Source organism: Paeniclostridium hominis (genome assembly GCF_014306135.1).
In the GTDB taxonomy this organism is placed as follows: domain Bacteria; phylum Bacillota; class Clostridia; order Peptostreptococcales; family Peptostreptococcaceae; genus Paraclostridium; species Paraclostridium hominis.
The window spans coordinates 83191-97435 of sequence record NZ_JACRWD010000006.1; the positions used below are offsets into that span (position 1 = coordinate 83191).

Sequence of the window (14245 nt, forward strand, 5' to 3'; positions counted from 1 at the left end):
CCTCCTAAGTGGATTTGTAGTTTCTCACCTTTCTAAAGTCAATTGCACTGTCTATCATTCCTACAAAACTTAAAATCATTGATCCTGATAATAAAAATACAGCCATTACAGCAAAAAATATTTTGCTTGGTGATTTTTTTCTCCATTCTTTTATAAAATATATAGCTACAGATATCCCTTGTAGTAAAAACAGTATACTAAATATTAATTGTACATTTAGTATTATTGCATCTGTATATAAGCCTATATTTAACATCCCTAAAAACATTGTTAGCAAATACAATAATAGAGATGTTATTATAGCATTTCCTGGTAAATAAAAATCTGAGAACTTTGGTAACTTGTAATTCAATCTTTTTATTCTTCTTAAAATGAAAGCTTCTACATAATATGTTATTATTGAAGCAATTATGCTATATGCAAATAGCATAGTTGGTATTATATTTTGCATAACTTTAATTATATCTTTAGGTGCTATATCACCTTTTGGCATAATATTAGCACTTTCCATAATAGAAAATTGAGTTTCTACAGTAGTTTTTATCATTTCTGAGAATGTCTCTAATAAGTCTATATTAAATAAAACTTTTGATATTGCAAAAAATACAATTATAGATATAATAAATGCTATCGTCCCAAAGAATATAGGTGTAAAACTTTTATTCCCATCTTCTATATTGCTATCTTTATTAATCATATATCCAACTGCTATCCCTGGTAATATGCTCATTACAATTAAATTTAAAGCATATACAAAATCCACGGTTAGTATTAATATGAAAAAAGAGGCTATAGCTGATATTAATGCATATTTATGTCCTGTCATTGTTGCTATTATCGCATATGGAACAGGAACAACAACCATAAGTAACCCTAAAAACGGAATATACGCAGTAGCAATACAAAAAACTATGGCTAAAGCTGTTAGTATAGCCGCTTGAGTTAATTTAGTTTTATCATTCAATCTAATATCACTCCCTGTTATCTAGGTAATTTTTAAGATTAGATAAATCTCCATACCATCTCTCCACGCTATGGTCTTCCTCTATTCCTTCTTTTATCTTTTCCTTAATTTTATAATCTATTTCTTTAAAACTAATCCCAAGTCTTTTTGATAGTAAGTATGTAACCATAATTATATTAGCTAAAGTGTCTTGTAGTATTTGATCTACTGATCTTGTTCCTTTAAATAAAAGGTTAAACAAATCCCCTAAGCTAATAATTAATTCGGTTTTCATCCATTCAATTATCTTTATATTCTTTGTTATCTCTGAATTTTTATCTAGTCTCACTATTTCCCCCCTCCTTAATATATAAACATTATATCATAAATCATAGTAGTTTTAACCAATAAAAAAACGAGCCTTAAGGCTCGTCCTTTTCTTAGTCTAATGTATATGGTAATAAAGCTAAGTTTCTAGCTCTCTTTATAGCAACTGTTAATTCTCTTTGATGCTTAGCACAAGTACCAGCTATTCTTCTAGGTAATATTTTACCTCTTTCAGTTACGTATTTTTGTAATCTTTGAGTGTTTTTGTAGTCTATCTTAGCATTTTTATCTGCACAGAATTGACAAACTCTTTTTTTCTTACGTCTCTTTTTGTTTATCATATCAGTTTCCCTCCTTTTTAGAATGGTATATCGTCATCATCTATAGCTTGGAACCCTTGAGGATCTAGTCCTGTAGGCTCAAAACTTGGTTCAAAGCTAGGCTCAAAACCTTGATTTTGACTTGGATATGGATTATCCGATCTATTTTTATTACTATCTAAGGCTTGTATATTTCTCGCGCTAACCTTAGTAAAAGTTCTTCTTTCGCCAGATTGAGTTTGGTAATTATCTACTCTTATAGAACCTTGCAGAGCAACTAGTCTACCTTTTGATATATAGTTTGCGCAAAATTCAGCAGATTTTCCCATAACTTCAACAGGTATAAAATCAGTTTCTCTACTACCATCTTTTTTAGCATAATCTCTATCAATGGCAATAGTGAATGTTGCAACGGCTGTTCCTGTTCCTGGGATATATCTTAACTCAGGATCCTTTGTTAATCTTCCCACTAATACAACTTGATTCATTTAAAACACCGCCTATTTACGTAAAAATTATATAGTAGTTATTAAGCAACAACTATCATATGTCTTATTACGTTCTCGTTTATCTTTAAGTTTCTGTCTAATTCCTTTGGAACATCAACACCAGCCTTAAAGTTAACTAATACATAGTGACCTTCAGTGAACTTAGCTATTGGGTATGCTAATTTCTTAGTACCCCAAACATCTACCTTCTCAACTTCACCTTCAGTAGCTATAACTTCCTTAACTTTGTTTAATACAGCTGTTCTTACTTCTTCATCTGCATTAGGCTTTACTACGAAAACTAATTCATAATTTCTCACACGATTCACCTCCCTTTGGACTTACGGCTCTGCTACGCAGAGCAGAGAAATGAGATTAAAATCTCATACTTTACACATTTTATCACTTATAAAATAAATTGTCAATTTAATTTTATTTTAAACCTCTTTTTTAAAAATAATTAATATATTGTAATTTAGCGTAAATAAAAATTTATAAACGTATAAAATTTTAAATTTTTGTTAAATATAATAATATAGACCCCATAACTTAAACATATTTCATCCCAATCTCCCCTAAAAAAAGAGTGACCTATTAGGTCACTCTTTTTTTATCTATATATTTGCGTTTTCTAAAAGAGCTTCATTTAATGCTTCAGCTAATCTCTTAACACCTTCAACTATCTTCTCATCTGGCATATTAGAATAGTTTAATCTAAATGTATTTTCCTTACCTCCATTAGGGAAGAATGACCCTCCTGGAACATAAGCAACATTGTTTTCTAAACATTTTTCCATTATCTTTCTAGCATCCAAATGGCTTGGTAACTCTATCCATGTAAATAATCCACCTTCTGGATGTGTGTATTCTATTCCTTCTGGGAAGTATTCTTTTATTGTTGATAACATTAAATCTCTACGCTTTTTATAAACTGTTTTTATCTTTTCAACATGTGCATCTAAATCATAAACTTCTATAAATTTACTTACTTCTCTTTGAGATATTGTAGATGCTTGTAAATCTGCTCCTTGCTTAACAAATACAAATTTAGAAAGTATTTGTGGTGATGCACAAACCCATCCTATTCTATATCCTGGGCAGAATATCTTAGAGAAAGAACCTAAGAATATAACTAATCCTTTTTCATCCATTGATTTTAAAGACGGTAATACTTCACCTTCAAATCTCAATTCCCCATATGGATTATCTTCTACTACTGGTATTTCAAACTTATTTATGACATCCATGAATTTATTACGTCTTTCCATAGACCATGTCTTCCCTGTTGGATTTTGGAAATCAGGTATAACATATATCATCTTTACATTTTCAGTTGATTCTAATATCTTTTCTAATTCTTCGATTATCATTCCATTGTTGTCAGTTGGAACTTCTATAAATGTAGGACAGTATGATTTGAAAGCATTTAATGCTCCTAAATATGATGGACTCTCTACTAAAACTACATCCCCCTCATTTAAAAATATCTTCCCTGCAAAATCTAGTCCTTGTTGAGATCCACTTGTTATTATTAAGTCATCTTTTGAAATGTCAGTTTTTAACTTTCTGTTCATTCTTTCAGCTATTTGTTCTCTTAAAGGTCCAAACCCTTCTGTAGTTGTGTATTGAAGAGCTTCTTTTCCTGATTCCTCTAATACTAACCTCGATATTTCCTTCATTTCTTCTACTGGAAATAATTCAGGAGCTGGAAGTCCACCTGCAAAAGATATTACTTCTGGTTTTTCTGTTAACTTCAAAAGTTCACGAATTTCCGACCCCTTTAATCCATCCATTCTTTTTGCAAATTTGATAGCCATAATTAAGTTTCCCCCTTGGTAAATGTTTTCCCAGTTTAATTATAGCAAATTTGAGGCAAATTTTACAAGTCTTTTACCTTTTTTATTCTTTTTTCTAAAGTTTCTCTATCTAATTGTACTACTCTTTCACACTTTAAACACTTTATTTTAAAATCCATACCTACTCTAGTAATTTTAAAATCTTTACAACCACATGGATGTTGTTTTTTTAATTCTACAACATCTCCTATATTTAATTTCATTGGCATTAATATCACTCCTATCTTAACTTAGTTATTTCTTTTTGTCCTCCACTTACTCTAGTTACTTTGAAAATTCCATGATATAAAATTTCGTTTTCTTCTAATGTTTCTACTACTGTATCCATATCTTTTTCTAAAAACCTAACTGATATTCCACAACTAGAACTTATTTCTCTAGGTGTAGGTAAAGTTGTAACCTTTATAGCTTTTTCATTTAAAACTTTATCTGTTCTTATTGCATGATGAGTTGAGTTAAATGCTACTATATACATTTCATTCATTATTTATTCTTCCTTTCCATGTCTTTATATATTGATTTTATACATAAATAAAGACTACATAAACTTGTCATGTAGTCTTTATTATTTATATAGATATAGTTTTTGATGAATTGTTCATCGTTTCTACAATTGTATACATATTTGTTACTGTTCCAACTTTTAAAGAATCTTTTAAGCCGTAGTAATCTAAACATGTTCCACAAGATAATATTTCTACACCTGCATCTTGTAATAATTTAAGATTTTCTACTGTTGCTTCATTTTCTGTTGTTAACTTTATTGCACTATTAACAAATAATATACTCTTTGGATATGGCTTACTTTCTGTTAAAGTATATATATATCCTTTCATAAGAACATGTCCTAATTCATCGTTTCCATTTCCTATTTTATCTGAATTTATAAATATACATGTATCTGATAAAGACTCTTGTGATTTTTCTTCTATTATAACATTTTCACCCTTTATAATCTCTATACAAATTAAATCTTTTTCTGATTTTAAAATATTGGCTTCGTGATTCATTGATTTTGCTAACTTTAATACATTTTCTTTAGCCATTTCATTATCTACAGTTACTACTACTACCCCTTGATCAATACTATCTAATTCTTTCTTAGTATTTATAACTGGTTTAGGACAGGCTAATCCTCTTGCATCTAACTCTATTCTCATAAATACTCATCTCCTTAAATACGATACTTCCTTAATTTTAACATAATTAGATGTATTTTGTTATAGATTATTTCTATAAATTAACTCTAACTTATTATATTAGACTATGATTTTAAATTTATTATTTGTATATAAGATTCTAATTCTACTACTACCGTATTATTTGGTATAAAAAGCAGTTTTTTAATATTTTCATCAAATTTTTTCAATTCGATACCTTTGTTGTCCATTATTTTATTGTCACTGTATATAATAAATGAATCTTGAGTATTTATTATTCCCTTTAAATTTTCAATGTATATTTTTATATCCTCTATATCTTTATCAATATATTTGATTTTATTGTCATTTTCTATAATATAAATACTATTTTTATATATATTACTATAGTGTTTTATATCTTTAACTTCAAATTCTTCTAAAGTTTTTAGTTCATTATTAACTTTACTTATCTTATTCTTTTCAATTATATATATATCATTTTTATATATAATAAGATCTAGTATCACAGAGTTATCTATACTTTTTGTATTTTTTAAGTTTCCATTGTAATCATAACAATTTATTGTACTCTTTAACTTATCTTCAGTATTTATAGATACGACATAAATACTTTTATCCGAGTAACCTATATCTGTTACAATACCTTTTTCATTAATAGACTTTACTAATTTAAACTCATAATCATATATGTTAACTATGTTTTTATTATCTTTTTTGTATACATATAAGTATGAATCATTATCTATACTTTTATATAACAATCCATTTTTATTCATACTTTTTTTAGCAACAACTTTACCATCTTTATCTACGCTATATACTATGTTTTTATCTTGATCCAATATATCTATAAATCTATTACTATCTAACTTTAAATTCTTTTGGCTAAATGCTACATCAAAAATTTCTTTTCCACTACCATTTATACATTTTAATGAATTTCCATCATAATAAACTAAGTTTTTGTTATACTCTACATAATTGCTATTTTTATCTATATTAACCTTTTTTATATTTTCTAATTCTACAGACTTTTTATTTAGGATATTACTCAAGTTGCCAATTTTGTTGGGATTTATTAAAACTATAAGTAACAAAATTGCTACTAGTATCCATTTTTTTTTCATTGGCTTTCCTCCATATCATTTTTAATACTTAATATTTTCTATATAAAAATAAAAGACTCCTTTTAAAAAGAGTCATTTTAAATAATTTCTAAATTTTTATATAAACAAACACCTCTTTGATAATACTCAAGTTCTTTTTCTTTAGATATATCTGAGTATAGCTGCCCTAATTCTATATACAAATCTGCAAGAGTCTTCCTCTCATTTAAATCTTTTATTATACTTATACATTTTAATAAATACTCTATTGCCAATTTATTATTGTTTTCATTTTTATATATTTGAGAATAAAACTTAAGTGCTTGATATTCAAAATATTTATTTTTATTTTTTATTGCACTTGCCAATGCCAATTTAGAATATTTTCTGGCTTCATCATAATTTTCTAACTTTATGTATGATTGTATTATTTTTATTATTATATCTATAGTACATTCATCTTCATCATATTTTTTTATATCATATGCTCTTTTTGAATAATCTAATGCGCTTTCATTGTTACCTATATTTTCATATACTTCACAAACTCTTAAGTATACGTTTGCTAATTCGGTTTTATTATCTTCTTCATCTAATAAATCTAATGCAATCTTAAATTGTTGTTTTGCTTCTTCATATTTTCCTATCCCCATTAGCTTATTAGCTTTAGATACCATTAATTCAGCTTCTTCTTTTGAGTTAACTATAATATCTAAAGTTTTAATTTTATCTATATATTCTAATGCTTCATCATCTTTATTTAACTGTGTGTAACAAAATGACATATTACTATATAAATCTTTTTTTACGCTCATATCATTTATATTATTTTCTTCTAGTATATCTTCAGCAAATTTAAAGTTACTTAGAGCTCCTTTATGGAATTTTTCTTCTATGTATATTTTTCCTATGTTTATATAGCATTTAGCTATATTTTCTTTATCATTATTTTGTATAAAGAAATATAATGATTTTTCAAAATTAATTATAGCTGCATTATAATCCTTTTGTTTTAAATTTATAGTAGCTAACAATAAATTGCATTTACCGTAATTTTCTATAAGTTGGTATTCTGTACATATTGACATTACTTTATTTATTTCACTTTTAGCTTTTTCCAACTCTTTGCATTTTATATAAATTTCGCTTTGGATTATTAAGTTATCTGTTAGTTTCTTAGCTTGCATTTCTTTAGTTTCTAATAAATAATCTACACTCACTTCAAGACGATTTGCTAAATATTCTAATAATTCATAGCTAGTATGAGACTTATCTCTTTCTATATGACTTATTTGTGCTGCAGTTATTCTTTCTCCAGCTAATTCTTTTAATGTTAAATTTTTTTCTTTTCTTAATTTCTTGATTTCTTGATTTTTTCTCCCAAGCTTAGAATTTCCATACCTGTCCCCCCTCAGAAAACATTTTCTTATAATGAAATTATAACTTATATTTATTATAAATACACTAATTTATTTACTTAATCTGCAATATATTTTTATATTTTTACAAGTTATCATAGTTTTTTTGCAAATTTTTATGAGTTTTTGATAAAAAAAGAGATTCACTTATAGTTATTAACTATAAGCAAATCTCTTTTATTTTCTACATATTAATTTCTTTTTCTATCTCTTTTAAAGCTTCTACAGCTTTATCTATGTCATCTTTTGTATTAAAGTATCCAAGGCTAAATCTTACAGTTCCTTGTCTAAGTGTACCTAGTGTCTTATGAGCAAGCGGAGAACAATGTATTCCCGATCTTGTAGCAATCTCATACATATCATCTAATATAAATGTTATTTCTCCTGAATCTATATCTCCTATATTTATGGAAATTACTGCTGCTCTTTTTTTACTATCTAAAGGTCCATATATTTTTATATTAGGAACTTCAGTTAACTTAGTTAACATATATTCACATAATTCTTCTTCATGTTTTCTAATTTTGTCTATACCTGTTTCTAGAATAAACTTAACTCCTGCATTTAAACCTGCTATACCTGGTGTATTATGAGTTCCAGATTCATATCTATCTGGCATCATATTAGGTTGGAATAAATCTTCCGAATTACTTCCTGTTCCACCTTCTTTAAGTATATTTACTTCTAATCCATCTCTAATGTATAACATACCTGTTCCTTGTGGCCCTAATAAACATTTATGTCCTGGTGCTGCTATCATGTCAACATTAATTTTTTGTATATCAATATCATATACACCTAATGTCTGTGATGCATCAACTAAATATAATATATTATTTTCCTTAGCTATGTTTCCAACAGATTCTATATCTACTATTGTCCCACATACATTTGATGCATGAGTAGTAACAATTAGCTTTGTATTAGGCTTTATTGCTTTTTTTATATCATTAGGGTCTAAATGACCATATCTATCACACTTAACTATTGTATTTTCTACACCATTTTTCTCTAATGCCTTTATAGGTCTTATTACTGAGTTATGTTCAATACTCGTTGTTATAATATGATCCCCTGATTTAACAACTCCTTTTATAGCAAGATTTAAAGAGTCTGTTGCATTATGAGTAAATACTATACTCATAGGATTTGATACATTTAAAAGCTTAGCTATATTTTCTCTGCATTCATATATTTCTCTTCCTGCTCTCATAGCTAACTTATGTCCTGCTCTTCCTGGATTTGCTCCATAGTTTTCCATACAATCTAAAACTGCTTCATATACTTGTCTTGGTTTTGGAAATGTTGTTGCTGCATTATCTAAGTAAATCATATTAAGTCCCCTCTCTTATGCTTCTTGTCCTTCTAATAATAATGATACTATACTATCTAGGTCTTCGTCATTATAATACTCTATTTCTATCTTTCCTTTTTTCTTCCCTTTTGATATATTTACTTTCGTTCCAAATATATTAGTTAATCTTTCTTCTACATCTACTATATAAATATCTTTTTGTTTTATCTTTTTCTCAGTAACTATGTTTTCATTTTCTAAGATTTTTTTAGCTAATTTTTCAGTTTCTCTTACAGATAATTCTTCTTCCATTATTCTATTAGCTATTTGTAATTGTATATTATGATCTGGTATTCTAAGTAATGCTTTACCATGTCCTGGTGTAATTCTATTATCTTCAACCATTGCCATTACTTTTTTACTTAAATTTAAAAGTCTTAATGTATTTGTTATGTGCGGTCTACTTTTGCCTACAGCTTCAGATATTTCTTCTTGAGTAACATTATAATGGTCTATTAAACTTTTATAAGCTAAAGCTTCTTCTATAGCATTTAAATCTTCTCTTTGTAAGTTTTCTATTAATGCAATTTCCATTAAATCTTTCATAGGTATATCTTTTATGACTGCTGGCATTTCTTTTAAGTTAGCTTTTTTAGATGCTCTGTATCTTCTTTCTCCAGCTATTATCATATACTTTCCAAAATCATCTGGCTTTACAACTATTGGTTGAAGTACTCCATAATTTTTAATAGAACTTGATAAAACTTCTATCTTTTCTCCATCAAAAACCTTTCTTGGTTGATCTGGATTTGCATAAATTTTATTTATATCTATATTAACAATATCTTTTGAATCTAGCTCTTCTTTTATATTAGGAATTAATGCTCCCAGGCCTTTTCCTAATCTATTTGAACGTCTTGTCGTTTTTTCCATTCTATATCACATCCTCTTCTAAATCTATAAATTCTTCTGCTAATTCTAAGTATGCTATTGCCCCTTTACATCTAGCATCATAATAAATGGCTGGCTTACCATGACTTGGAGCTTCAGCAAGTCTTACATTTCTAGGTATTAAAGTAGTGTATACACTTCCTTTAAAATATTTTTTAACTTCTTCCACTACTTGAATAGACAGGTTTGCCCTTCCATCAAACATACTTAAAACTACACCTTGTATTTCTAAATTAGGATTTAGACTTCTTTTTATAAGCGATATAGTTTCCATTAGCTGACTTACTCCTTCTAATGCATAATACTCACATTGTATAGGTATTAAAACACTATCTACGGCAGTTAAACAGTTTATAGTTAGCATTCCTAAAGATGGTGGGCAATCTATAAATATGTAATCATAATTATCTCTTACCTTATCTATTGCCTTTTTTAATATATATTCTCTTTCTTCTATACCTGTAAACTCTATTTCTGCTCCAGCTAATTCTGTTGCTGATGCAACTATATCTATATTTTCAAATTCAGTTTTAATTATTGCTTCTTCAATACTATCATTATTTATTAATACTTCATAAATCGTGTTTTCAACTTCATTTTTTTCTACTCCATATCCACTAGTAGAATTTCCTTGTGGGTCTAAATCTAATACTAAAACTCTTTTTCCCATTTTAGCTACACTAGCACTTAAATTAACATTTGTAGTTGTTTTTCCAACTCCACCTTTTTGATTAAAAACTGCTATTACCTTTCCCATAAGTCTTACCCCCTTTAACCTTTTAAAAAAAGATTACTGCTAAGCAGTAATCTTTTATTTTTTAGGAATCTTTACAACAACCTCAATATGGTCACCTTTATCAACTTCTTTATACTTAGCTTCTAACCCTGTATTAGTTATAGCCTCATAAGCTTGTTTTATAGTGTTTAGGTAAATCCTCATTCCCATTATTCCTTTGACAGTTTGCTTTTTATCTTCACTACCTTTAGGTTGTTTAAGATCTTCTAGTATATCTGCTATTAGCTTTTCTGTTTTCTTAACATTTAAGTCTGATTTTATTACCTTATCTAAAACTTCTCTCATTATTTCTTCATCTGGTAACTTTAATAAAGCTCTAGCATGTCTTTCTGTTAAGCTATTTTCTACTAACTTTATTTTTATATCTGTTGGTAATCTTAGTATTCTAATTTTATTAGCTATTGTAGATTGATTTTTCCCTAGTTTTTGTGCAAGTTGTTGTTGCGTGAAGCAATGTTCCTTTATTAAATTTTCATATCCCATAGCTTCTTCTATAAAATTTAAATCTTCTCTTTGTAAGTTCTCTAATAGTGCTAATACAGCTGAAGATTCATCAGACATATTATTTATTATAGCAGGAATAGTTTCTAGTCCAGCCAACTTAGATGCTCTAAGTCTTCTTTCTCCTGCTACTAGTTCATATTCATCGTTACTTTTACTCCTAACAGTTATAGGCTGTAAAATACCATATACCTTTATAGATTCACTTAATTCTTCTAATGCCGATTGTGAAAATACTCTTCTTGGTTGGTATGGATTTGGAACTATATTATTTATAGGTATCTCCATAACTCTTTTATCTTCCATAACATCCCTCTCTCATCCAAAACTAAATATATTTAAAACACGAAATTACCTCAGTTACTTATGTGTATAATATTTCTGCATTTACTTACATATTCCTTCTAAAATATTTTTTTTACTATATATTTTAAAATATTTCTTTGGAAATAATGCATTTCTATTCTACTTTATTGGGCTTTTTACTGGTTTTCCAGCTTTTCTTGGATATTTTGCTGGCGTACTATTTACTTTTTTGAAAACAACTATGTTATGATTTAAATCTGTATCAGGAAGTTTAACATCTATTTTTTCTACAAATTCTAATCCTAGTACTTCCATAGCTTTCTTAGATTCTTCTAATTCTGTATCTGCATTTGGACCTTTTAAACATACAAAATATCCACCTACTTTTATAAAAGGCACACAAAATTCCATTAAAATAGGTAATCCAGCAACTGCTCTAGCTGTAGCTATGTCATATTGCTCTCTATAATTTTCATCCTTACCAAAGTCTTCTGCTCTTCCATGTATTAATTCTACATTATCAACTTTTATATTTTTACATACTTCATCTAAAAAGTTTATTCTTTTATTTAAAGAGTCTAAAAGTGTAACTTTAGTATTTTCTAAGCAAATTCTTAGTGGTAACCCTGGAAATCCTGCTCCAGTACCAACATCAATTATAGACATTCCATCTTTTATATATCCATTTTTAACTGCTGCAACAGAGTCTAAGAAGTGCTTTATATACACTTCTTTTTCATCCTCTATTCCAGTTAAATTCATCTTTTGGTTCCAATCAACTAATATTTCTCTATATATTCTAAACTTTTCTATAGTATCATCTTTGCAGCTAATTCCTAATTCCTCTATACCACTTTTTAGTATTTCAGCATTATTCATTTCTTTCACCTCTACCTCTTCTTTGTTGTTCAAGATAGATAAGTAAAACTGATATATCAGCTGGTGATACCCCAGATATACGAGATGCTTGTCCTATTGATATAGGTTTTATTGCATCTAGTTTTTGTCTAGCCTCTATTCTTAATCCATCTATAGATGAGTAATTTAAGTCTTCACTTAACTTTTTATTTTCTAGTTTTTTAAACTGATCTATTTGCTTTAATTGTTTCTCTATATAACCTTCATACTTAGTCATAATTACACATTGCTCTTTTATAGCGTATGGAACATCTTCTCCAGCACCTTTACCTGCAGCTTCTATCATTTCATAATCAACCTCAGGTCTTTTTAAGAATTCATATAAAGAGTATCCAACTTTTATTGGAGAAGCTCCTTTTTCTTCTAGTAAATGATTTATATCTTTAGGAGTAATTCTTTCAGTTTTTAATCTCTCAAGTTCTTTTTCTATTAATTCTTTTTTCTCTAGGTATTTATTATATCTATCCTCACTTACAAGACCTATATCATATCCTCTTTGAGTAAGTCTCATATCTGAATTATCTTGTCTTAAATATAATCTATATTCACATCTAGATGTCATCATTCTATATGGTTCATTAGTTCCTTTTGTAACTAAGTCATCTAATAAAACTCCTATATATGCTTCAGATCTATCTAATACAAATGGTTCTTTGCCTTGTATTTTTAATGCTGCATTTATTCCTGCAATTAACCCTTGTGATGCAGCTTCTTCATACCCAGAAGTTCCGTTAAATTGTCCTGCACTAAATAAGTTTTCCACACCTTTTATTTCTAGAGTTATTTTTAATTGTGTTGGATCTATACAATCATACTCTATAGCATAAGCTGGTCTCATGATTTTTGCATTTTCAAGACCTTTTACACTCTTATACATTTGAATTTGTACTTCATAAGGTAAACTTGTTGATATACCTTGAATATACATTTCTTTAGTACTTTCACCTTCTGGTTCAATAAATATTTGATGAGAATCTTTATCACTGAATCTTACTATCTTATCCTCAATAGACGGACAATATCTAGCTCCTGTACTATCTATTTGTCCTGCATACATAGGTGATCTACCTAAGTTTTCTTTTATTATTTCATGAGTATTTATGTTTGTTCTTGTTAAATAACATGGTTCTTGTTTTCTAGATAGTTCATCATTTAAAAATGAGAACGGAGTCACACGTTTATCTCCTTCTTGAATTTCCATAACAGAGAAATCTATACTATCTCTGTGTATTCTAGCAGGAGTTCCTGTTTTAAACCTTCTCATTCTTAAGCCTAAATCAACAAGTTTATCAGTTAAATATTTACTGTATCCAAGTGCATTAGGCCCTTCATTAAATGAAACTTCTCCCATATATATTTTAGAGTTTAGGTATACTCCTGTTGCTAATATTACAGCTTTAGCATGATATATACATCCTAATTTTGTTATAACACCCTTAACAACATTTCCCTCACTTAATATATCTACAACTTCATCCATCGCTATATCTAAATTTGGCTCATCTTCTAAAGTTTTTTTCATTTCTTCATGATATCTACCTTTATCTGCTTGAGCTCTAAGAGAATGTACAGCAGGTCCTTTTGCTGTATTTAACATTCTACTTTGTATAAATGTTTTGTCTATATTTATACCCATTTGTCCACCTAGGGCATCTATTTCCTTAACTAATTGACCTTTACCAGTTCCTCCTATAGAAGGATTGCATGGTAATAGTGCTATAGAATCTAAAGAAAGTGTTATAATTAATGTTTTATGTCCCATTCTTGCTGTAGCTAATGCAGCTTCACATCCTGCATGTCCTGCTCCAACTACTATTACGTCATAATTTCCTGCATCAAAATTTAACATATGTTCTCC

General features: G+C 28.2%; 17 protein-coding genes. All 17 read right to left on the reverse strand.

Annotated features, from left to right (window positions below):
- Positions 1-4: 4 nt before the first annotated feature.
- Complete coding sequence (locus H8891_RS12420; RefSeq protein WP_187006680.1) at positions 5-964, reverse strand: YybS family protein; 960 nt, start codon at positions 962-964, stop codon at positions 5-7.
- 7 nt (positions 965-971) lie between these two features.
- The gene (locus H8891_RS12425; RefSeq protein ID WP_147547627.1) at positions 972-1292 is read right to left on the reverse strand and encodes a MazG-like family protein; all 321 of its coding nucleotides are present in this window, start codon (positions 1290-1292) and stop codon (positions 972-974) included.
- 91 nt (positions 1293-1383) lie between these two features.
- Complete coding sequence (gene rpsR / locus H8891_RS12430) at positions 1384-1611, reverse strand: 30S ribosomal protein S18 (RefSeq protein ID WP_021127409.1); 228 nt, start codon at positions 1609-1611, stop codon at positions 1384-1386.
- Between the two features lie 17 nt (positions 1612-1628).
- Positions 1629-2078: a single-stranded DNA-binding protein gene (locus tag H8891_RS12435; RefSeq protein ID WP_147547629.1), complete on the reverse strand. Its 450-nt coding sequence runs from the start codon at positions 2076-2078 to the stop codon at positions 1629-1631.
- Positions 2079-2119: 41 nt separating this feature from the next.
- Positions 2120-2398 carry a 30S ribosomal protein S6 gene (rpsF, locus tag H8891_RS12440; RefSeq protein ID WP_147547631.1) on the reverse strand — a complete coding sequence of 93 codons (279 nt, stop codon included), beginning with the start codon at positions 2396-2398 and terminating at the stop codon, positions 2120-2122.
- A 294-nt stretch (positions 2399-2692) separates the two neighbouring features.
- Positions 2693-3895, reverse strand: a complete 1203-nt coding sequence (locus H8891_RS12445) for an aminotransferase-like domain-containing protein (protein ID WP_147547633.1) — start codon at positions 3893-3895, stop codon at positions 2693-2695.
- Between the two features lie 62 nt (positions 3896-3957).
- Positions 3958-4143 (reverse strand): DUF951 domain-containing protein, encoded by a 186-nt coding sequence (locus H8891_RS12450; RefSeq protein ID WP_147547635.1) that lies wholly within the window; start codon positions 4141-4143, stop codon positions 3958-3960.
- Between the two features lie 11 nt (positions 4144-4154).
- Positions 4155-4418 carry a DUF3343 domain-containing protein gene (locus tag H8891_RS12455; protein ID WP_147547637.1) on the reverse strand — a complete coding sequence of 88 codons (264 nt, stop codon included), beginning with the start codon at positions 4416-4418 and terminating at the stop codon, positions 4155-4157.
- Between the two features lie 85 nt (positions 4419-4503).
- Positions 4504-5094 (reverse strand): sulfurtransferase-like selenium metabolism protein YedF, encoded by a 591-nt coding sequence (gene yedF, locus H8891_RS12460; RefSeq protein WP_187006681.1) that lies wholly within the window; start codon positions 5092-5094, stop codon positions 4504-4506.
- Positions 5095-5198: 104 nt separating this feature from the next.
- Entirely contained in the window at positions 5199-6224 is a 1026-nt protein-coding gene (locus tag H8891_RS12465) for a hypothetical protein (RefSeq protein WP_187006682.1), read from the reverse strand.
- A gap of 77 nt (positions 6225-6301) precedes the next feature.
- Positions 6302-7567: a helix-turn-helix domain-containing protein gene (locus H8891_RS12470; RefSeq protein ID WP_408637168.1), complete on the reverse strand. Its 1266-nt coding sequence runs from the start codon at positions 7565-7567 to the stop codon at positions 6302-6304.
- Between the two features lie 238 nt (positions 7568-7805).
- A complete protein-coding gene (locus tag H8891_RS12475) occupies positions 7806-8954 on the reverse strand; it encodes an aminotransferase class V-fold PLP-dependent enzyme (protein WP_187006683.1) in 1149 nt (382 codons plus the stop codon).
- Between the two features lie 15 nt (positions 8955-8969).
- Positions 8970-9848, reverse strand: a complete 879-nt coding sequence (locus H8891_RS12480; protein ID WP_187006684.1) for a ParB/RepB/Spo0J family partition protein — start codon at positions 9846-9848, stop codon at positions 8970-8972.
- A 1-nt stretch (position 9849) separates the two neighbouring features.
- Complete coding sequence (locus H8891_RS12485; RefSeq protein WP_187006685.1) at positions 9850-10623, reverse strand: ParA family protein; 774 nt, start codon at positions 10621-10623, stop codon at positions 9850-9852.
- 54 nt (positions 10624-10677) lie between these two features.
- Positions 10678-11469: a nucleoid occlusion protein gene (noc, locus tag H8891_RS12490; protein ID WP_147547652.1), complete on the reverse strand. Its 792-nt coding sequence runs from the start codon at positions 11467-11469 to the stop codon at positions 10678-10680.
- Positions 11470-11628: 159 nt separating this feature from the next.
- Entirely contained in the window at positions 11629-12348 is a 720-nt protein-coding gene (rsmG, locus tag H8891_RS12495) for a 16S rRNA (guanine(527)-N(7))-methyltransferase RsmG (RefSeq protein WP_147547690.1), read from the reverse strand.
- Positions 12341-14236 (reverse strand): tRNA uridine-5-carboxymethylaminomethyl(34) synthesis enzyme MnmG, encoded by a 1896-nt coding sequence (gene mnmG, locus H8891_RS12500; RefSeq protein ID WP_187006686.1) that lies wholly within the window; start codon positions 14234-14236, stop codon positions 12341-12343. Before mnmG ends, rsmG begins: the two co-directional genes overlap by 8 nt.
- Between the last annotated feature and the right edge of the window lie 9 nt (positions 14237-14245).